The sequence below is a fragment of the Streptomyces sp. NPDC048644 genome (assembly GCF_043199105.1).
Taxonomy (GTDB): domain Bacteria; phylum Actinomycetota; class Actinomycetes; order Streptomycetales; family Streptomycetaceae; genus Streptomyces.
The window spans coordinates 101,480-121,142 of record NZ_JBICVO010000002.1 but is presented as its reverse complement, the minus strand read 5'-3'; the positions used below and the strand labels follow the sequence as shown (position 1 = coordinate 121,142).

At 71.1% G+C, this 19,663-nt stretch carries 15 protein-coding genes; 7 read left to right on the top strand and 8 right to left on the bottom strand.

Annotated features, from left to right (window positions below; all coding sequences use genetic code 11):
* Positions 1–100: 100 nt before the first annotated feature.
* From ACGFNI_RS04570 to ACGFNI_RS04560, 3 genes are all read right to left on the bottom strand, one after another.
* The gene (locus ACGFNI_RS04570) at positions 101–1,126 is read right to left on the bottom strand and encodes a 6-phosphofructokinase (RefSeq protein ID WP_393680537.1); all 1,026 of its coding nucleotides are present in this window, start codon (positions 1,124–1,126) and stop codon (positions 101–103) included.
* Between the two features lie 166 nt (positions 1,127–1,292).
* Positions 1,293–2,021, bottom strand: a complete 729-nt coding sequence (locus ACGFNI_RS04565; RefSeq protein ID WP_393680535.1) for a type 1 glutamine amidotransferase — start codon at positions 2,019–2,021, stop codon at positions 1,293–1,295.
* Positions 2,022–2,050: 29 nt separating this feature from the next.
* Entirely contained in the window at positions 2,051–3,289 is a 1,239-nt protein-coding gene (locus ACGFNI_RS04560) for a MurT ligase domain-containing protein (protein WP_393680533.1), read from the bottom strand.
* Positions 3,290–3,475: 186 nt separating this feature from the next.
* On the opposite strand from ACGFNI_RS04560, the gene def reads away from it, so the two are divergent.
* Positions 3,476–4,021 carry a peptide deformylase gene (gene def / locus ACGFNI_RS04555; RefSeq protein ID WP_393680531.1) on the top strand — a complete coding sequence of 182 codons (546 nt, stop codon included), beginning with the start codon at positions 3,476–3,478 and terminating at the stop codon, positions 4,019–4,021.
* Positions 4,022–4,024: 3 nt separating this feature from the next.
* Here the strand turns inward: def and ACGFNI_RS04550 are convergent, their stop codons facing one another.
* Positions 4,025–4,672: a TetR family transcriptional regulator gene (locus ACGFNI_RS04550; RefSeq protein WP_393680530.1), complete on the bottom strand. Its 648-nt coding sequence runs from the start codon at positions 4,670–4,672 to the stop codon at positions 4,025–4,027.
* 162 nt (positions 4,673–4,834) lie between these two features.
* Between ACGFNI_RS04550 and ACGFNI_RS04545 the strand changes: the two genes are divergently transcribed.
* The gene (locus tag ACGFNI_RS04545; protein WP_393680529.1) at positions 4,835–6,064 is read left to right on the top strand and encodes an acyl-CoA dehydrogenase family protein; all 1,230 of its coding nucleotides are present in this window, start codon (positions 4,835–4,837) and stop codon (positions 6,062–6,064) included.
* A gap of 40 nt (positions 6,065–6,104) precedes the next feature.
* Here the strand turns inward: ACGFNI_RS04545 and ACGFNI_RS04540 are convergent, their stop codons facing one another.
* The gene (locus ACGFNI_RS04540; protein ID WP_393680527.1) at positions 6,105–6,878 is read right to left on the bottom strand and encodes an alpha/beta fold hydrolase; all 774 of its coding nucleotides are present in this window, start codon (positions 6,876–6,878) and stop codon (positions 6,105–6,107) included.
* Positions 6,879–7,256: 378 nt separating this feature from the next.
* Between ACGFNI_RS04540 and gcl the strand changes: the two genes are divergently transcribed.
* Both gcl and ACGFNI_RS04530 read left to right on the top strand, forming a co-directional pair.
* Positions 7,257–9,038 (top strand): glyoxylate carboligase, encoded by a 1,782-nt coding sequence (gcl, locus tag ACGFNI_RS04535; RefSeq protein WP_393680525.1) that lies wholly within the window; start codon positions 7,257–7,259, stop codon positions 9,036–9,038.
* A 315-nt stretch (positions 9,039–9,353) separates the two neighbouring features.
* Positions 9,354–10,043 (top strand): hypothetical protein, encoded by a 690-nt coding sequence (locus ACGFNI_RS04530; protein ID WP_393680523.1) that lies wholly within the window; start codon positions 9,354–9,356, stop codon positions 10,041–10,043.
* 243 nt (positions 10,044–10,286) lie between these two features.
* Here the strand turns inward: ACGFNI_RS04530 and ACGFNI_RS04525 are convergent, their stop codons facing one another.
* Positions 10,287–11,630 carry a cytochrome P450 gene (locus ACGFNI_RS04525; RefSeq protein ID WP_393680521.1) on the bottom strand — a complete coding sequence of 448 codons (1,344 nt, stop codon included), beginning with the start codon at positions 11,628–11,630 and terminating at the stop codon, positions 10,287–10,289.
* Positions 11,631–11,740: 110 nt separating this feature from the next.
* On the opposite strand from ACGFNI_RS04525, the gene ACGFNI_RS04520 reads away from it, so the two are divergent.
* The gene (locus ACGFNI_RS04520; protein ID WP_393680519.1) at positions 11,741–11,968 is read left to right on the top strand and encodes a hypothetical protein; all 228 of its coding nucleotides are present in this window, start codon (positions 11,741–11,743) and stop codon (positions 11,966–11,968) included.
* An 879-nt stretch (positions 11,969–12,847) separates the two neighbouring features.
* Positions 12,848–15,229: an MFS transporter gene (locus ACGFNI_RS04515; protein ID WP_393680517.1), complete on the top strand. Its 2,382-nt coding sequence runs from the start codon at positions 12,848–12,850 to the stop codon at positions 15,227–15,229.
* Positions 15,230–15,488: 259 nt separating this feature from the next.
* On the opposite strand, the gene ACGFNI_RS04510 is transcribed toward ACGFNI_RS04515, so the two are convergent.
* Entirely contained in the window at positions 15,489–16,022 is a 534-nt protein-coding gene (locus tag ACGFNI_RS04510) for a GNAT family N-acetyltransferase (RefSeq protein WP_393680516.1), read from the bottom strand.
* A 247-nt stretch (positions 16,023–16,269) separates the two neighbouring features.
* On the bottom strand, positions 16,270–16,962 hold the full coding sequence (locus ACGFNI_RS04505) for a FadR/GntR family transcriptional regulator (RefSeq protein WP_393680514.1): 693 nt from the start codon (positions 16,960–16,962) through the stop codon (positions 16,270–16,272).
* A gap of 386 nt (positions 16,963–17,348) precedes the next feature.
* On the opposite strand from ACGFNI_RS04505, the gene ACGFNI_RS04500 reads away from it, so the two are divergent.
* The gene (locus ACGFNI_RS04500) at positions 17,349–19,067 is read left to right on the top strand and encodes a 2-isopropylmalate synthase (RefSeq protein ID WP_393681437.1); all 1,719 of its coding nucleotides are present in this window, start codon (positions 17,349–17,351) and stop codon (positions 19,065–19,067) included.
* The last annotated feature ends 596 nt before the right edge of the window (positions 19,068–19,663 follow it).

The window sequence follows — 19,663 nt, the reverse complement described above, 5'->3', positions numbered from 1 at the left end:
GTACCGATACTCCGGCGACCAGACTAGAACCGCCCCCGGCCGGAGCATCGGCCGGGGGCGGTTCGTGCAGCGTGGAACTACCGCAGGTCGGGCGCGTCGGTCACAGCACGCACTCCGCCTCGGCGTAACGGTCGTCGGGCACGGTCTTGAGCGTCTCGACCGCCTCGGCGAGCGGCACCAGCGTGATGTCCGTGCCGCGCAGCGCCGTCATCATCCCGAAGTCGCCGCGGTGCGCGGCCTCCACGGCATGCCAGCCGAAGCGGGTCGCCAGCACCCGGTCGTACGCGGTCGGCGTCCCACCGCGCTGCACGTGCCCCAGGATGACCGGACGCGCCTCCTTGCCGAGCCGCTGCTCCAGCTCCAGGGAGAGCTGCCGGGCGACACCGGCGAACCGCTCGTGCCCGTACACGTCCTTGCCGCCGACCTCGAACTGCATCGAGCCCTCGCGCGGCTTGGCGCCCTCGGCCACCACCACGATCGCGAACTTCTTGCCCGCCGAGAACCGCTCGCCGACCCGCTCGGTCAGCTCCTCGATGTCGAACGGACGCTCCGGCACCACGATCGCGTGGGCGCCCGCGGCCATCCCGGAATGCAGCGCGATCCACCCGGTGTGCCGCCCCATCACCTCGACGATCAGCACCCGCTGATGCGATTCGGCGGTCGTCTTGAGACGGTCGAGCGCTTCGGTGGCGACGCCGACCGCGGTGTCGAACCCGAAGGTCACGTCCGTGACGGCGATGTCGTTGTCGATGGTCTTGGGGACGCCGACGATCGGCAGCCCGGCGTCCGACAGCAGCCGCGCGGCCTTGAGGGTGCCCTCGCCGCCGATCGGGATGATCGCGTCGAGGCCCAGCTCGGCGACGTGGCCGCGGGCGCGTTCGACGCCGTCCCGCAGATGGGCGGGCTGCACACGGGACGACCCGAGGATCGTGCCGCCGCGGGCGAGGATGCCGCCGACCGCGTCGAGGTCGAGCTTGCGGTAATCGCACTCCAGCAAGCCCTTCCAGCCGTCGCGGAAGCCGATCACCTCATCGCCGTGATCGGCTGTGGCGCGGTGGACGACGGAGCGGATGACGGCGTTGAGACCGGGGCAGTCGCCGCCGGAGGTGAGCACACCAATACGCATTGCCAGCAAAACCCTCTGCAACTCAACCGGGGGCCCGGACCCCGTCGTCCGGTTGGATCCCGCTCACCCTACAAGCGCGCGGGCCCCTGGCACAGATACGCCCGCAGTGCGGGACTGCGGGCGTACCAAAGGGGGCTATTACGGGATAAAAGTCCCGAACAGGCCGTTATGCGGGCTGCGTTGCCGCGGCGATCCGCTCCTGGCGCAGCGCCTCGTACCACCGGTCGTCGGCCGGCGGCAGCGCGTTCACGTCCAGCGCGAGCTTGATCAGCAGATCCGCGATGTGCGGGTTGCGCGCCATCACAGGACCGTGCATGTACGTGCCGAAGACGGTGTCGTTCCAGGCGCCTTCGTAGCCGTCGCCCACGCCGTTGCCCTTGCCGAACCGCACCTTCGCGAACGGCCTGGCCGTCTGGCCGAGGTGCGTCACACCCTGGTGGTTCTCGAAGCCGGTCAGCGGCGGCAGCCCCAACCGCGGGTCGATGTCGGCGAGTACGTCACCGACGCACCGCTCCGCCTCGCCGCGGGTGCTCACCACGTCGAGCAGCCCCAGGCCCTGCTGCTGCTCGCCGAGGTCGTTGATGAACTCGTGGCCGAGGATCTGGTAGCCGGCGCACACCGAGAAGACGATCGCGCCGTTGGACACCGCCCGGCTCAGACCGCCGTCGCGGATCAGCCGCTCGGCCGCCAGGCGCTGCGGCCTGTCCTCGCCGCCGCCGATCAGGTAGATGTCGCCCGACGTGGGAATCGGCTGGTCGGACCGCACGTCAAGACGCTGCACGTCCAGACCGCGCTGCCGCGCCCGCCGTTCCACCACCAGTGCGTTGCCCTGGTCGCCGTACGTGCTCAGCAGGTCCGGATAGATCCACACCAGCCGCAGGCTGTTGTCACTCATTCTCGCTCGTCCTTGTCCGTGCATCGCCATCAGTTGCCCACCCGCCGGCGCAGATCCTGGAAGGCCGTGTAGTTGGCGATGATCTCGATCCGTCCCGGCGGCGCCATCCGCACCGCGTCGTCGAGGCTCTCGCACACCTCGAAGTCGAGCCCCGCGACCTCCAGGCGGACCGCCAGGTCCAGCTTGCGGTCGCCGAGCACGAACAGCGGGTGCCCGGCCAGCCTGGTGTAGTCGACGTCCCACAGCCAGGACGTGTCCGTGCCGTCCGCACCGCGGGCGTTCACCGACATGATCACCGGGGTCGGCGGCGGGTCGATCAGCGAGAACGTCTCCAGCCAGCCGGCCGGGTTCTTCGCCAGCAGCAGCCGCAGCTCCCGCTCCATGAACGTCACCACGTCATAGCGCCCGGCCACCGCCTGCACGCTGTACATCCGCTCCAGCGCGACCTGCGGCGGCACCCCGAAGGCGGCGGCGACGGCGGCGGACGTCGTCGCGTTCGCCTTGTTGGCGCGGCCGGGCAGCTGAAGCTTGATGGGCCAGGCACTGCCGTGCGGGTCCAGGACGTAGTCGCCGGAGAGCGCCCAGCTCGGCGTCGGACGGCGGAAGCCGCACTCGCCGCAGAACCAGTCGTCCCCGGGACGCTGCATCACGCCGCCGCACGACGGGCACGACCAGGCGTCGTCCTTCCATTCCTGGCCCGCCGCGACCCACACCACATTCGCCGACGACGAGGCCGCCCAGACGATCAACGGGTCGTCGGCGTTGGCGATGATCAGCGCCTTGGAACCGGCGAGCCCCTCGCGCCAGTGCTCGGCCAGCATGCGGGTCTCCGCCGCGCGGTCGAGCTGGTCACGCGAGAGGTTCAGCAGCGCTATGGCCTTCGGCGTGACGTCCCGCGCCACACCGGCGAGGTACTTCTCGTCCACCTCGATCACGCCGAACTTGGCGTCGGATCCGCCCGCGAGCGCCGAGGTGATACCGGCCGGCATGTTGGCGCCCAGCGCGTTGGATACCACCGGGCCGCCGGCCCGCAGGGCCTCGGCGATCAGCCGGGTCGTGGTCGTCTTGCCGTTGGTCGCGGACACCAGAATGACGTCCAAGTGCCGTGCCAGCCGGGCCAGCAGGTCGGGGTCGAGCTTGAGTGCCACCCGGCCACCGATCACCGATCCGCTGCCGCGGCCCGCCGCGCGCGATACCGCCGCCGCGGCTTTGCCCGCCGTCACGGCCAGCTTGGCCCGCGGCGACAGCGGCTCCGTGTTGCCTGCCATCGTCCTTGATCCTCCTTGCATCCGGCGCCCTCCTGCCCAGTGGGCTGCCGGTGGAACGCCCCCTCCGCGGTCGATGACCGGCCGGAGGCTTCGGTCGGGGATCAGCCTATCGATGTCCGGCAGCTGCCCCGAACCCCGCCACCCGTGACGCGACATCCGGCTCACCCCGGACCGTACGCTTGCCCCATGCCCTCCCGCACCATCCCCGGCGCCACCGGCCGCCCCCGCCCCATGCGCCTCCTCGGCGATCCGGCCCTCGAAGCGCCATGCCAGGAGGTCACGGCCTTCGACGACGGCCTGTCCCGGCTGATCGAGGACATGTTCGCGACGATGTACGCCGCCAGGGGCGTCGGTCTCGCGGCCAACCAGATCGGCGTCCCGCTACGGGTGTTCGTCTACGACTGCCCCGACGACGAGGACCGCCGCCACCTCGGCCACCTCGTCAACCCGACGCTCACCGCCGCTGAGGGGCCGGTCGTCCGCGGCCCCGAGGGCTGTCTCTCGCTCCCCGGCATCGAGGCCGGCACCCCGCGCCACGACGAGGCGGTGGTCGAGGGCTTCGACGCGAGCGGGGCACCGCTGCGGGTGCACGGCAGCGGATTCTTCGCCCGCTGCCTCCAGCACGAGTGCGACCATCTCGACGGCGGCCTCTACGTCGACCACCTCACCGGGCTGCGCCGCCGCCGCGCACTGCGTGCCGCGGCCCGCGCGCCCTGGGCGACGGCCCGCTAGGGCTCAGAACCCGGGGCCGTCCGCCCGGTCCTTGACCGCGGCCAGCTGCCCCCACAGCAGGTCGGTGAGGTGCTGCACCAACTGCTCGCGTGAGCAGGGGCGTTCGCGCAGCCACCAGTCCCCGGCCGCGTGCATCATGCCGACGATTCCGTGCCCCCAGACGCGGGCCTTCTCCTCGCCTTCGGGGCCGAGGTCGAGGCGCTCGCGGATCACCTCGGCCAGTTCCTCGCCGAGCCGGCGCAGCAGCGGAGCGGAGTGCCGCCCCACGTCGAATCCGGACTCCGCCGGGTTCTCCTCGTCGGCGGGGTGCATCAGGAACCGGTACACCTGCGGCCGGGTCTCGATCGCGACGAGGTAGGTGTCGAGGGTGGACTCGACGCGGTCGCGCCGCAGTACGGGGGCGTCAAGCGCCGCCCGCAGGCCGGCCAGCAGCGCGTTGGTGTGCCGTACGGCCAGGGCGCGGTAGAGGCCGCCCTTGTCCCCGAAGTGGCGGTAGAGGATCGGCTTGGTGATCCCCGCCTCGGCGGCGATGGCGTTCATCGACGCCCCCGGCCCGTCGCGCAGGACGATCCGTTCCGCGGCCTCCAGCAGCTCCCGCTTGCGGCGCTCGGTCGACGTCGCCCGCCGGCCGTCCTGCCGTGTGCTGTCCATGGTCGTGCTCCCCACCCTTGTGAATCCGTGGTGCTCGCGCAACGTAACACCCATGCCGCATGCGGAAATCGAGGCCGAGGGGAGTTGACATTCCTTACTGGCGAGTAACAGACTCTTGTTACCGTAAGTAACGCTTGAAGGTACCGTACCGCTGGAGGGGACATGGCCGAGTTCACCATGGAGCTCAACGACGAGCAGAAGGAAGTCCGGGACTGGATCCACGGCTTCGCCGCCGACGTCATGCGCCCCGCGGCAGCGGAATGGGACGAGCGCGAGGAAACGCCCTGGCCGGTCATCCAGGAGGCGGCCAAAATCGGCCTGTACTCCCTGGACTTCTACGCCCAGCAGTTCTTCGACCCCACCGGCCTCGGCATCCCGATGACCATGGAGGAACTGTTCTGGGGTGACGCCGGCCTCGCCCTGTCGATCGTGGGCACGGGACTGGCCGCCGTCGGCGTCCTGGCGAACGGCACCGAGGAGCAGATCGGCACCTGGGTTCCGCAGATGTACGGCGACGCCGACGACGTCAAGGTCGCCGCCTTCTGCTCGTCCGAGCCCGACGCCGGATCCGACGTCGCCGCGATGCGCACCCGCGCCGTGTACGACGAGGCCAAGGACGAGTGGGTGCTCAACGGCACCAAGACCTGGGCGACCAACGGCGGCATCGCCAATGTCCACGTCGTCGTCGCGGTCGTCGACCCGGACGTCGGCTCCAAGGGCCACGCCTCCTTCATCGTCCCGCCCGGCACCCCGGGCCTTGCGCAGGGACAGAAGTTCAAGAAGCACGGCATCCGCGCCTCGCACACCGCCGAGGTCGTCCTGGAGAACGTCCGCGTGCCGGGCCACTGCCTGCTCGGCGGCAAGGACAAGCTCGACGAGCGGCTGGCACGGGCCCGCGAGCGCGCCAGGAACGGCGGCGGAGAGCGCGTGAAGAACGCGGCGATGGCGACCTTCGAGGCGTCCCGTCCCGCCGTCGGCGCGATGGCGGTCGGCACCGCGCGCGCGGCGTACGAAGAGGCGCTGGAGTACGCCAAGACGCGGACCCAGTTCGGCCGCCCGATCATCGACAACCAGGGCGTCGCCTTCCAGCTCGCCGACATGCGCACCCAGATCGACGCCGCCCGCCTGCTGGTGTGGCGCGCCTCCTGGATGGCGACGGCCGGCAAGCCGTTCACCTCCGCCGAGGGGTCCATGTCGAAGCTGTTCGCCAGCGAGGTCGCCAAGAAGGTCACCGCGCAGGCCGTGCAGATACTCGGCGGGAACGGCTTCACCCGCGAGTACCCGGTGGAGCGGATGCACCGCGACGCGGCGATCTACACCATCTTCGAAGGCACCAGCGAGATCCAGCGGCTGGTCATCGCCCGCACCCTCTCGGGCATGCCGATCCGCTGACCCGGCGGCCCTGGCGTGGGGCGGGCCCGGGGTCCGTGTCCTACGCCAGGGTGGCAGCGGCAGCGCGGGCGAAACCGTCCGGGTTGTCCAGCATCATGTTGTGACCGCAGCCGGCCAGCGCCGCCAACGAGACCCCGGCAGCGGCCAGTTCGCCGGCCCCGGGGAGCGGCCCGTCGGCGGCGGGATACAGGAACGTCCGGGGGATCGGCAGGCCGAGCAGCAGGGTGCGCATGTCAGGACTGCTGCCGCGTACCAGGCCCACCGCGCTGCGGTACAGCGCCTCAGGACCCGCCAGACGCATCGTGGCCCACCACTCGGCGCCCGCCGACTCCCGCACCTCGTCCCGGCCGTGGGACAGGAACTCCTCCTCGGTGTACGCGGCGATGCCGCGGCTGCCCGGGGCACCCCGCCGCGGCTCCAGCGGATCGAGATTGGCGTCGGCGAGCACCAGCCGCGACACCAGCAGGGGATGCCGCGCGGCGAGCACCAGTGCCACCGAGCCGCCCATGCTGTGCGCGATCACCTCGGCACCCGTCACCCCTGCCGCGTCCAGCGCCGCGGCCAGCGCGTCGGCGTGCGATTCCAGCGTGTAGGCGAAGGCCGCGGGCCGGTCGCTGAGGCCGAAGCCGAGCAGGTCGACCAGGAGTGAACGCGGCCCGGCGAGCAGCGGGTGCGCCGCCGTCCCGCTCCAGTAGGCCGACGAGGTGGCGCCGAGCCCGTGCAGATAGACGCGTACGGGTCCGGCCGTTCCGTTGCCCGGATGCTCGATCCAGCGGATGCGGTCGCCTTCGGCCGTTACGGCGGCACTGCGCACGGCGCTTACTCCTGACGTCGATGAGGCCCGGCCTGCCGCCGGGCCGCGGCCCGGGGTGGCCGCGCGTGAGGCTATCCGGTGTTCCCGTCCGGCAGGGCGGCGGGGCGTGCGTGCGCATCAACTCCCTTCGCCTCAGCTGTAGTTGGCCCGGCGCACGCACCTGCGCCCGGGGGCCTCCGCGGGGCCGCCCGGTGCCCGTAGCGCGGATCGCCGGCGTCTCCCTCGGGCGGCATCCCTCTCGGCTCCCCTTGACGCGCACACCCCTGCGCTCTACTTTCCTTCCATAAAGCAAAACATTGATTCCATAATGCGGAATTTAAGTCTTCTGGCCTCCCCGGCCTGACCACGCCCCTGACAGATCGACGCAGGAGTACCTCGATGCCTCGCATGACAGCCGCCCGTGCCGCAGTGGAGATCCTCAAGCGAGAGGGCGTGACCCACGCCTTCGGAGTGCCGGGTGCGGCGATCAATCCCTTCTACGCGGCGCTCAAGGGCGGCGGCGGGATCGACCACACACTCGCCCGCCACGTCGAGGGCGCCTCGCACATGGCCGAGGGCTACACCAGGGCCAACCCGGGCAACATCGGCGTCTGCATCGGCACGTCGGGACCTGCGGGCACCGACATGATCACCGGCCTCTACTCCGCGACCGGCGACTCCATCCCGATCCTCTGCATCACAGGCCAGGCGCCGGTCGCGGTGATCCGGAAAGAGGACTTCCAGGCCGTCGACATCGCCTCGATCGCCGGGCCTGTCACCAAGGCGGCGACCACCGTCATGGAAGCCGCGCAGGTCCCCGGCGTCTTCCAGCAGGCATTCCACCTGATGCGCTCCGGCCGGCCAGGGCCCGTCCTGATCGACCTGCCGATCGACGTCCAGCTGACCGAGATCGACTTCGACCCCGAGACGTACGAGCCGCTGCCCGCCTTCAAGCCGGCCGCGACCCGCGCCCAGATCGAAAAGGCGATCACCCTGCTCAACGCGTCCGAGCGCCCGCTGATCGTGGCCGGCGGCGGCATCATCAACGCCGACGCGCCCGAGCTGCTGGTCGAGTTCGCCGAGCTGACCTGCACCCCGGTCGTCCCGACCCTGATGGGCTGGGGCATTGTCGCCGACGACCACGAGCTGAACGCGGGCATGGTCGGCCTGCAGACCTCGCACCGCTACGGCAACGCGAACTTCCTGGAGTCCGACTTCGTCCTCGGCATCGGCAACCGCTGGGCCAACCGCCACACCGGCAAGCTGGACGTCTACACGCAGGGCCGCACGTTCGTGCACGTCGACATCGAGCCCACCCAGATCGGCAAGATCTTCGCCCCCGACTACGGCATCACATCGGACGCCAAGGCCGCGCTGGAACTGTTCGTCGAGGTGGCCAGGGAGCTGAAGGCCGCGGGCAAGCTGCCGGACCGCAGCGACTGGGCCGCCGCCACCCAGCAGCGCAGGGCCGAACTCCAGCGCCGTACGCACTTCGACGACGTGCCGATGAAGCCGCAGCGCGTCTACGAGGAGATGAACAAGGCGTTCGGCCCGGAGACCCGCTACGTCACCACCATCGGCCTCTCCCAGATCGCCGGCGCGCAGCTGCTGCACGTCTACAAGCCGCGCCACTGGATCAACTGCGGCCAGGCGGGCCCGCTCGGCTGGACCATCCCCGCCGCGCTGGGCGTCGCCACCGCCGACCCGGAGACCCCCGTCGTCGCGCTCTCCGGCGACTACGACTTCCAGTTCATGATCGAAGAACTGGCCGTCGGCGCGCAGCACAAGATCCCGTACGTCCATGTCCTGGTGAACAACGCCTACTTGGGCCTGATCCGCCAAGCGCAGCGCAACCTCGACATCAACTTCCAGGTCAACCTGGAATTCGAGAACATCAACACCCCCGAGCTGGGTGTCTACGGCGTCGACCATGTCAAGGTCGCCGAGGGCCTGGGCTGCAAGGCGATCCGGGTCACCGAGCCCGGCCGGCTGCTCGCGGCCCTGGAAGAGGCCAAGAAGCTCGCCGCCGAACACCGCGTGCCGGTCGTCGTCGAAGCGATCCTGGAACGGATCACCAACATCTCGATGAGCGGCAGCGACCTCGCCGGCGTGCAGGAGTGGGAGGAGATCGCGACCGAGCCGGGCCACGCGCCGACCGCGATCAAGCCGCTGAAGGTCTGACGCCGGCGCCCGGCCCGGACGGCGGGAACGGGCGGCATACCGGTAACGGCCTTCCGGGAACTTCTCCGGGAGGCCGTTACTCGCGAGGGAACGCCGTTGGGTGACGCGTCCTGGGGATGTCCCGCCGCCGGTCGCTCTCCTGCCTGAAAGTTGGTGAATCGCGCGTACCAACTCGGGCCATGTGTACCAGAATTGGGTACATCTGATGGCTTCGTGCGCAGGCGTGCGCACTGGCGGGAGGCGGATCTTCATGGGCGCGGACGGCAGCAGCGGCACTGTCACCCAGGTGGGCGGAAACCCGTACCACCACGGCCGATGAAGTGCATCAGGAAGCTCCGGCGCCCGGACGCGGCTCCGCGCTCCGGCTCACCGGGGGCCAAGGCGCCCGTCGGCAACACGACGCGGCAGAAAGCGTGGGCCGAAGGTCACGGCTCCGTGCAGCAAGTCGGGGGAAGCCAGTACAATTTCCACTTTCCCGCGCGCACCCTCACATTCAATTTGCCCCTGCCGATGCTCGCCGTGGCGCTGGTTCTCTACTTCGCGGTGAATCCCGAGAACCCTGCCCCCGCCCCTTCGGACCCCATTCCCCCTGTGAGCGTCAAGTCCGTTCGAATGGAGGCAGTTCCGGGGCAGTGCATCGTCTACCAGGACACCGCAGGGGAAAACCGGGCGGTGCTCGGCGACTGCGGAGACGGCAATCCGGTATGGCGCATGGCCCGCTTTCCCAGTGGTTACGTCCGATTCGACATCCCGGCCCATCCCGACCGCTGTCTGGGGGCATCCGGTAACGGCGGGACGGTCGGCACCTGGAACTGCCATGACAACAATTCTGCCTGGTCGGTGGATTCTCAGGCGGACGGCTCCGCTCAGCTGCACACGCAGGAGGGAGACGACAGGGGGTGGTCGGCGAACTGCCTCATTCACCAGGGGAAGATACTGCGGCTCGCCCCGTGCAAGGATGCTTCCGGCGGGGACTCTTTCGCTTATCGGTGGAAGGTCGAGTAAGTCCCGGACGCGTGAACCGGAATGGTCCGTAATGGTGTTGGTTCTGCCGGTTCTCTTGGTTCAGTTGGTTCTCTTGGTTCGGCCGGTTCTGTCGGTTCATGAGGAATCGCATTCGCCCTGGACCGGTGCCCTCAAGGGATTTCCGCCCTGGGGAACCGTAGCGCCGATATCCTTTGCGGCCATTTCGTCCGAGAGGAAATGCACTGAGTGAAGGGCAGGCGAGGCGCGAATGGGGCTGTCGGGCTACGTATGCGCACCGTCACTGCCGCTGCTCCGCGCTTCCCCGGTGGCCGGCGCCGCCTCCGGACCCAGTGCCACCGGGAGGCGCGCGGGCCCGTGCATCAGCCGGGTGCGCCGCCAGGTGACGTCGTCCGGGGTGCCCGCCGGACGCATCCCGGGGAAGCGGTCGAGCAGCACGCCGAACGCGATCCGGGCCTCGACGCGGGCGAGCGGGGCGCCCAGGCAGTGGTGCGGGCCGTGGCCGAAGGCCAGGTGTCCGGCCGCGCGGCCCGGCCGTACGGCATCGGGATCGGCGAAGCGGGCCGGGTCGCGGTTGGCGGCGCCGGGGGAGACCAGCACGACGTCGCCTGCCTCGATCCGTACCCCTCCGAGAGCGAACGGCACCGTCGCGTAGCGGAACGTCGCGGTGGTGACCGGAGAGTCGTGACGCAGGAATTCCTCCACGGCCGCGGGCAGCAGCGTGGTGTCCGCACGGAGCCGGGCGCGCAGCGCGTCGTCGTGCAGCAGCACCAGCATCCCGTTGCCGATGAGGTGGGTGGTCGTCTCGTGCCCCGCGACGACCAACAGGACGGCCAGGGAGACCAGTTCCGGTTCGGTGAGCCGGTCCTCCGCATCGCGCGCGGCGATCAGGTCGCTGAGCAGGTCGTCGCCCGGTGCCGCCCTGCGCTTGGCGATCAGCTCCGTCATGTAGTCGCTGATGGCGTGGGACGCGCGGTCGACGGTATCCGGTGCGGCGGCGGCGAACAGGTCGTGCGACCAGTGCCGCACCGCCGTGCGGTCGCCTTCCGGGACGCCCAGCAGCTCGCTGATCACCGCGATGGGCAGGGGGACGGCGAACTCCTCGACCAGGTCGGCGCGGCCGGGACCGGTGGTGACGGGATCCGCACCGGGACCGGTGGTGGCGGGATCCGCGCCGGGATCGGTGGCGGGGACGGTGGCTGCGGGGCGGGATGCCGACCCGGCCCTCATCTGGTCCGCCAGCCGCTGTGCGATCTCGTGGATACGGGGCTCCATGCGGGCCACGGCCGCCGGGGTGAACGCCTTCATCGCCAGCCTGCGCAGACGTCCGTGGTCCGGCGGATCGGTGGCGAGCATCGTCCGGCTGACGGCGGGCGCCAGGTTCCGGGAGGAAGGGCGGTCGGCGAAGTAGCGCCCGGTGTCCTTCGACAGTCTGGCATCGGCCAGCGCCGCGCGCGCCTCGGGCCACCCGGTGACGATCCAGGTGGTCCGGCCTTCGGATGCCCGCACCCGCTGCACGGGGCCGCTACGGCGCAGGGCGGCGAGCGTGGGATAGGGGTTCCTGGAGAACTCGGCTGAGTCCATCGGGCTGTTCGCGGTCGACGTCATGGCTCCATGATCCGTGCCGGGCCGCGGTCGGCACACGCCGGATCCGTCTCCGAACACGCCGGATCCGCTTCCGACGTGCGCGGGTGCGGCGCCCGGCGCACGCTGGACTCATGACCGAGCATCCGCCAGTCATCGTGCATCCGCCGACCCCCTCCGGTGGGCGGCGGGTCACCGTGCGCGGACAGATCGTCGGCCTCGCCCACGGACGCGGCGATGTGGCCGAGTTTCTGCGCCGGGCGGGCCTCTGCGAGCCGTCCGCTGACATCGCGCTCGACGACCCCCGGCTGATCGAGTGGCGCGGCGGCGACCTCGACGCATGGCCGATGCCCCCGGCTTGACGGCTGACGCCGACGAGCGGGCCGCGGCTGGGGCGGCGTGATGGGGTGTGCGTGGCTGTTGTCAACAGGTGGGGCCCTGCTGCCTTCGCGGGGGTGTCTGTCGAGATCCGGACGTCGTGATCCGGGCATCGTGTTCCGGACGGCCTTCGCGGGGCCCTGGCCGGTGACGAGAGGGATGTGTGAGGGCAATGGTGCGGGCGGGACCACGTCGGTAGGGGCAGGCCCATGCCGTACGGCTGTTGTGGGTCCGGCCGGGAACCGATTGTCAGTGGTGTGCTGTTGACTGGAGCCATCGTCTTCACGGGCATCCGGACGGGCGCGGGCATCTGACGGTGCGCGGGCGGCGGAGGGGATGTCCGGGCAGGCGCAGGAGCGGAGTCACCAGCGACGCCGAAACCGGGGGAGTAGCGATGAATGACGGAAATGTGGCGGTGCTGTCCGGGGTGCTTGGAGTGCCCCTGCATGTCCCTGGCGGTGATCGAGATCACCGGCGTCTCACGACGCGGAGACGGCTACATCGGAATACCGGGCTGGCGTAAAACGTTCGGCATGCACGTACCACGGCATGCAGATGCCAGGCGCTCAGAACCCTAGACACCGCGGCACCGAAGTCCGCAGCGCACCACACGCTTCCCATTCCGCGAACCACTCACCTCACTGTTGCCCGTCCCGTGCTCCGGCCCTGCACTCCGGGGGCGCGCGGTCGGCCGGTGTCCCGCCGTCGGCCTGCCATGTGACGGCGTGTGCACCACGGCCCCGCCGCCGTCCGGCCCCAACTCCGTGAGCAACCCGGACCTTTGCCCTGCCGCCGTACCCGCTCCACCCGACCCGACCCCGATCCGCTCCCGATCCGCTCCCGATGCCCCGGAGGCCGCACGCATGACCCAGACGACAACGGAACAGCCGCCCGGGAGGACGGCGACCACCGCCGCCACGCTCCCGGTGACCGACCCTGCCGGGGGCCGGCACCGGAGATCCGGTGGCATCGTCCCCGTTCTCGCCTTCTCCGGCATCGTCGTCGCCGTGATGCAGACACTGCTCGTGCCGGTCATCAAGGACCTGCCGACGCTGCTCAACACGGCTCCGAGCAACGCCACATGGGTCATGACGGCCACCCTCCTCGCCGGTGCCGTCGCCACCCCCATCATGGGCCGGCTCGGTGACCTCTCCGGCAAGCGGCGGATGCTGCTCGCCAGCCTCGCCGTCATGGTCGTCGGCTCGCTGATCTGCGGTTTCACCAGCGACCTGATCACCATGATCGTCGGCCGCGCCCTCCAGGGCTTCGCCATGGGTGCCATCCCGCTCGGCATCGGCATCATGCGCGACGAGCTGTCGCGCGAGCGGCTCGGCTCAGCGATGGCCCTGATGAGCTCGTCGATAGGCGTCGGCGGCGGCCTCGCCCTGCCCGCCGCTGCCCTGATCGCCCAGCACGCCGACTGGCACGCCCTGTTCTTCGGCGCCGCCGGCCTGGGCGTGCTGTCGATGCTGCTCACGCTCTTCTTCGTCCCCGAGACCGCCGTCCGGGCCCCCGGACGCTTCGACGTACTCGGCGCCATCGGGCTGTCGGCGGGTCTCGTCGCTCTCCTGCTGCCCATCACCAAGGGCAGCGACTGGGGCTGGAGTTCGCCCACCACCCTCATCCTCTTCGGCGTCGCCGCACTCGTCCTGGTGCTGTGGGGCGTGATGGAACTGCGCATCACCGACCCGCTCGTCGACCTGCGTACCACCGCCCGCCGCGAGGTGCTGCTCACCAACATCGCCTCCATCACCGTCGGCGTGGCCTTCTACGCGATATCCCTGGTGCTCCCGCAGCTGCTGCAACTGCCCACGTCGACCGGCTACGGCCTCGGCAAGTCGATGGTGGTCGCCGGTCTGTGCGTGGCACCGCTCGGCCTGACGATGATGCTGATCGCCCCGTTCTCCGCGCGCATCGCCGCACGTCGTGGACCCAAGGTCTCCCTGCTGCTCGGCATGCTGGTCATCGGGATCGGCTACGGCGCCGGCATCGGACTGATGAACGCGGCCTGGCAGACCGTCATCATCGCGGTGATGGTGGGCGCCGGCATCGGCCTGGCGTACTCCTCGCTGCCCGCGCTGATCATCGGGGCCGTCGACCCGTCGGAGACCGGCGCGGCCAACGGCCTGAACACCCTGATGCGGTCGATCGGCACCTCCGTGTCGAGCGCCGTCATCGGCATGGTGCTCGCGCACATGTCCCAGCCCATGGGGTCCGTAGCGGTGCCCACGATGGGTGGCTTCCGGGTCTCCTTCATGATCGCCACCGCCGCGGTCGTGATCGGCCTCGTCGTCGCCGCGTTCCTGCCCTCGCCGCGGAAGGCATCCCGCCCGACCCTGGTCGCACAGAGCGTGGACGAGACGGACGACGACACCGGCGTCGCGGCTGCCCCTTCCGCCTCGGGATCCGTTCCTGTAACCACCGGCGAAACCCCCTTCCCCGGCCAGGAGACGGGCGCCGGCGCAGCGGCTCACCCCGGCTTCGGCGGGCGGGTGCTGGACTCGGCCGGTGCGCCCGTGGCCAGGGCGAGTGTCACACTCATCGACCGGCAGGGCCGGCAGGCCGGCGTCACCACGACCGGCGGAGACGGCTGCTTCACCGTCGCCGCGCCCCTCCCGGGCACCTACGTCCTCACCGGCGCCGCAGCCGGGTACACCCCGCATGCCGTATCGGTCGGCCACCCGCCGCACGGCGCACCGGCCCCCGTGGAACTGGTCCTCGCGGGCGCCGGACGGCTGGGCGGCACCCTGCTCGGCGGCCAGGACGGCACCGCGCTCGCCGGCGGCAGCGCCGTCGTCACGGACACCGCCGGGGAAGTGGTGGCGCGGGCGACCACGGACGCCGAAGGCCGCTGGGAGGCCGGCGAACTCCCGCCCGGCGCCTACACCTTGGTGCTCAGCGCCCCCGGCCATCAGCCGGAGGCACGCCCTGTCGATCTCACGGCCGGCGTCCCCGAGCGGCAGGAGACCCGGCTCCGGCCGACGGCCACCGTGCGCGGCACGGTCCGCGGCCCGGACGGCGCCCCGGTGACCGACGCCGCCGTGACCCTCCTGGAGGACGGCACGGTCACCGCTCACCTCGTCACCGGCCCGGACGGCGTCTTCGCCTTCTCCGAGCTGAGCGGGCGCGATTACACTCTGACCGCATCCGGCTATCCGCCGCAGGCCGCGTCCCTGTCCGTCACCGCGGGCGGCCACCACGCCCTCGATCTGGACCTGATACAGCCGTCCCGCGAGGCCGGCTGAGGCGGCCGTTCCGGGGTGCGGCGTTCCGGACCGGGGCACCCCGAGCAGCCGCACCCCCGACCGCCGCACCCCGGAACGACGCGGTCGCCGTCCCGTCCCGCGTTCCCGCCCGCTGCCGCTGCCGCTGTCGGCGCCGCACGATGGGATCGGGACCGGGCGCAGGGGCGGACGGCGGGGAGACCTGCCGGGCCGATCCGTCCCCGTGGACCGCTCCGGTCGGCTCGGACCACAGGGTCGGCTCGTCCCACGCGTCGGTCTCTCAGGCTTGGTACTCGGTCAGGTCGATGGCGTGGAGCTGCAACGGGTGGCCGTACGTGGGGTGGGTGATGGTGCGCTCCGGTGTCATGCCGAGCTTGCGGGCCACGTTCCCGGATGCGGTGTTGCCCGTCTGGTTGAGAGCGATGACGCGGTCGAGTCCGCGGTCCTGGAGGGCGAATTCCAGGACCGCGTGGGCCGCTTCGGACGCGTAACCCTGGCCCCAGAACTGGCGGCCGAAGCGCCAGCTGATCTCGATCTCGTGGGCGATCTCCGGAAGGTCGTGGGGCACGGAGAGGCCGGCGACCCCGGCCAGTTCTCCCGAGGCGAGGAGTTCGACGGCGAACAGGCCGAAGCCCTCCTCGTCCCATTCCTCCTCCCAGCGCTCGATGGCGTCCGCCGTCTCGTCGAGGCCGAGCACGCTGCCGTCGCCGATCCACCGCATGACCGCCGGGTCGGCGTGCATCTCGGCCAAGGGGGCGAGGTCGTCGTCGTGCCAGTGACGCAGGATGAGGCGGGGGGTGCGGATCTCGGTCATGCCGCCCATCCTGTCGAATGCCGGGCCACAGCGGTAATCGGCCACCGTGCCACCTGTCGGCACTGCCTGCCGCCCCCGCGCGTAGCCCCTCCGCGCCGCCGTCGTGCCTCGGCGCGGGCGGCCCCTTGACCGGTCGTCTGCGCCGAGGCGGCCGACCCTCCGACACCGAGGCGGCCGGCCCTCCATCCGGCCTTCTATCCGGTCGTGCGTCCGCCGTCCGCCGTCCTCACCCGATGCCCCGGTGATGTCAGTGGTCCGTCAACTGCGCCAGCGTCGCGTCGAGTTCGATCTCCAGGGCGCGGCTCGCTCCGTCGGCGTCGCCTCGGATGACGGCGTCCACCAGCTCGGCGTGGTGGGTGTCGCCGTGCTGGGGGTCATCGTCGCGCAGACCGAGCAGGTCGACGAGGTCGATCAGGCCCTGGCGCAGCGCGGGCGCGAACTCCGTGAACAGGTCGGTCAGCACGGGGTTGTGCGCGGCATCGACCACGGTGGCGTGCAGCGCGATGTCCGCGTCGACGAATGCCGCGTTGTCGGGCCCGCCCGCCGCCGTCCGACGTGCTTCAAGAGCCGACCGCAAGGCAGTGGCGTCGGCATCGGTGCGCCGGGCCGCGGCCAGGCGGGCCGCCTGGACCTCGACCATCGCCCGGACCTCGTATACATCGGCGACGGCCGCCCGGCGCAGGCGAGTGGGCCAGTCCTCGGCCGGTTCGGTCGCGATCACGAAGACCCCCGCACCCTGGCGTGGTTGCAGCAGCCCGGCGCCGGCCAGCGCGCGGACCGCCTCGCGCACCGTGGAGCGGCCCACGCCGAGGGTCTTGGCCAGGGTGGTCTCGCCGGGGAGCTTGGTGCCCACCGGCCAGTGCCCGTCGGCGATGTGGTCGCGCAGCCGCTGAGCGGCCTGTTCGACCAGCGGACTGGGGCGGAGGGCATCGAGCGGCATGCGCTTCACCTCTCAGGTTGTCTGAGGAGTTATTCCGTGGTTAGTGTACCCGGCATGAAGCTGCGTGGTCTCCTTCTCGGCCGCCGCGGCGGGGCCTGACGCGACCGGCACCCCGCCGCGGGGTTCGGTGCTGCCGGTCCGCCCCCGGAACCGACAGCTCCGAACAGGACGTTCCCATGCCTGCCATTCCTCGCACCCCCGGTGTCCCCAACAGCCCCGCCGGCCCCGTCGATCAGTCCGGTACACAGCCCGGCACACCCGCGGCCACCGGCCTCACCGACCCCGGCGTGACGAGCGGGCGCGCCGCCTCCCTCGCCAACCTCCGCACGCCCCGAGGGCCCGTGCCTGTCGGCGCGCCCGGCTGGAATCCGCAACGCACCAGCACCATGCCCGCCCACAGGTACCGGCCCGCCCACGAACGCGTCGACGTGCCGCTGGCACCGGCCGAGCGGACCTGGCCCACCGCACGGATCGAGCGCGCCCCGCTGTGGGTGCCCGTCGACCTCCGCGACGGCAACCAGGCACTGGCCGAACCGATGGACACCGCACGCAAGCGCCGGATGTTCGACCTGATGGTCGCCATGGGCTACAAGGAGATCGAGGTCGCCTATCCATCGGCGAGCCGTACCGACTTCGCGTTCGTGCGCCATCTCGCCGAGAGCGGCGAGGTGCCCGACGATGTGACCGTCGTGGTCTTCACCCCCGCCCGCCGCGACCTGATCGAGCGGACCTTCGAGGCCATCGACGGCCTGCCGCGCACCGTGGTGCACCTCTACACCGCCACCGCCCCCACCTGGCGCGACGTCGTACTCGGCCGCAGCGCCGCCGAAGTGCGGGCGCTGGTCGACGAGGCAGCGGCCACCATGGCCAGGCTCGCCGATGCCCGCCCGCACGCCGACATCCGGTTCCAGTTCTCGCCCGAGGTCTTCAACCTCACCGAGCCGGACCTCGTCCTGGACATCTGCAACGGGCTGACCGCGCTGTGGGACGCCTCGCCCGACCGTCCCGTCACCCACAACCTGCCGGCCACGGTCGAGATCGCCACCCCCAACGTCTACGCCGACCAGATCGCCTACATGCACCACCACTTGGAGCGGCGCGACGCGGTGATCCTCTCCGTGCATCCGCACAACGACCGTGGCACCGGCGTCGCCTGCGCCGAATTCGGTCTCCTCGCCGGCGCCCAGCGCGTCGAAGGCTGCCTCTTCGGCAACGGCGAGCGCACCGGCAACGTCGACCTCGTCACCCTCGCCCTCAACCTGCATACCCAAGGCGTCGACCCGATGATCGACTTCTCCGCGATCGACACCGTCCGCGACATCGTCGAGGACTGCATCCGCATCCCCGTCCATCCGCGCCATCCCTATGCGGGCGACCTCGTGCACACCGCCTTCTCCGGTACCCACCAGGACGCCATCAGCAAGGGCCTGGCCCATCACGAGCGGGCCGCCGCCGCACTCGGCGTCAGTCCGGCCGACGCGCCCTGGGCAGTGCCCTACCTGCCCATCGACCCGGCGGACCTGGGCCGCAGTTACGAGGCGGTGATCCGGGTCAACAGTCAGTCGGGCAAGGGCGGTATCGCCCACCTCCTGCACCGCCACCACGGCCTGGACCTGCCCCGCGAGATGCGTCCCGACGTCTCCCGCACCGTGCAGCAGGCCACGGACGACAGCGGGCGCGAAGTCACTCCCCAGGACCTCTGGGAGCTGTTCCGCAGCACCTATCTCGCACCGGGACACGACGGTCCGGTGACCCTCGACTCCTGGACCACCACCGAGACCGGTCCTGGCGAGCACCGGGTCGCCTGTGCACTGCGCACCGCGGGCGCCCCGGGCCACGAGGACACCATCCGCCCCTGCGAAGGCAAGGGCAACGGCCCCCTCGCCGCCTTCGCCGACGCACTGGCCGCCGCCGGGCACCCCGTCGACATCCTCGGCTACGCCGAACACGCCACCGCCACCGGACCGGACAGCCCCGCGATGGCGTACGTCCGCTGCCGCATCGGCGACGCCACGGTCTGGGGCGCGGGCCAGGACACCTCCGTGCTCACCGCTTCGGTGCACGCCGTCATCGCCGCCGTGAACCGCGCCATCGCGACGGCGTAGCCACCGCTCCGTACGCCGCCCGACGCCCTCGCGCAGCCGGTGCACGAACCGGCGTAACGCGGCCACCGCGCCCGGCCGGCCCGCCCCCACCGGGAGGGCCGGCCGGGCACCGCCGCTCCCCACCTGAGTCCCCTCATCACCGCACCGCATCACCGATACCTCCCCCTCGACACCTGCCCGTCGAGGAAGCCACGGCGTACGCACGTCATCGGGCGCCGAAAGACTTCCTCAGGAAAGTAGACGCTCGCCAACTCCGAAACGTGAGATCGCCGTTCGGCGGAGTGCGCCGGTCACGGTGCCCCCTCCCGCCTCACGTGCTTCGTCCTCCGTCCCACCGGTGGCGTAATCGAACGCCGCAGCGGAGGCGCCCGCGCGCGGTTCGGGCCATACTGCCCACGGCGATTCGGGGCGCGGCGGGCGGTCATGGCGCGTTTCCCGGTGCCGTTAGTGAGGCGTTAGCGCTTCATTAGCGGGCCGGCAGCACCCTGGGTCACGCTGGAGACGCAACGGGACGAACCGTACGCACCCGCGCAACGAGGGTACGCACCCACCCACGAGGGGGAGACCCATGTCGCTCACCACCACTTCCCTTGGCC

Coding starts and splice junctions, on each gene's coding strand:
- ACGFNI_RS04570 (WP_393680537.1), bottom strand. CDS start 1,126: ATGCGTATTGGTGTGCTCACCTCCGGCGGCGACTGCCCCGGTCTCAAC.
- ACGFNI_RS04565 (WP_393680535.1), bottom strand. CDS start 2,021: ATGAGTGACAACAGCCTGCGGCTGGTGTGGATCTATCCGGACCTGCTG.
- ACGFNI_RS04560 (WP_393680533.1), bottom strand. CDS start 3,289: ATGGCAGGCAACACGGAGCCGCTGTCGCCGCGGGCCAAGCTGGCCGTG.
- def (WP_393680531.1), top strand. CDS start 3,476: ATGCCCTCCCGCACCATCCCCGGCGCCACCGGCCGCCCCCGCCCCATG.
- ACGFNI_RS04550 (WP_393680530.1), bottom strand. CDS start 4,672: ATGGACAGCACACGGCAGGACGGCCGGCGGGCGACGTCGACCGAGCGC.
- ACGFNI_RS04545 (WP_393680529.1), top strand. CDS start 4,835: ATGGCCGAGTTCACCATGGAGCTCAACGACGAGCAGAAGGAAGTCCGG.
- gcl (WP_393680525.1), top strand. CDS start 7,257: ATGCCTCGCATGACAGCCGCCCGTGCCGCAGTGGAGATCCTCAAGCGA.
- ACGFNI_RS04530 (WP_393680523.1), top strand. CDS start 9,354: ATGAAGTGCATCAGGAAGCTCCGGCGCCCGGACGCGGCTCCGCGCTCC.
- ACGFNI_RS04525 (WP_393680521.1), bottom strand. CDS start 11,630: ATGACGTCGACCGCGAACAGCCCGATGGACTCAGCCGAGTTCTCCAGG.
- ACGFNI_RS04520 (WP_393680519.1), top strand. CDS start 11,741: ATGACCGAGCATCCGCCAGTCATCGTGCATCCGCCGACCCCCTCCGGT.
- ACGFNI_RS04515 (WP_393680517.1), top strand. CDS start 12,848: ATGACCCAGACGACAACGGAACAGCCGCCCGGGAGGACGGCGACCACC.
- ACGFNI_RS04510 (WP_393680516.1), bottom strand. CDS start 16,022: ATGACCGAGATCCGCACCCCCCGCCTCATCCTGCGTCACTGGCACGAC.
- ACGFNI_RS04505 (WP_393680514.1), bottom strand. CDS start 16,962: ATGCCGCTCGATGCCCTCCGCCCCAGTCCGCTGGTCGAACAGGCCGCT.
- ACGFNI_RS04500 (WP_393681437.1), top strand. CDS start 17,349: ATGCCCGCCCACAGGTACCGGCCCGCCCACGAACGCGTCGACGTGCCG.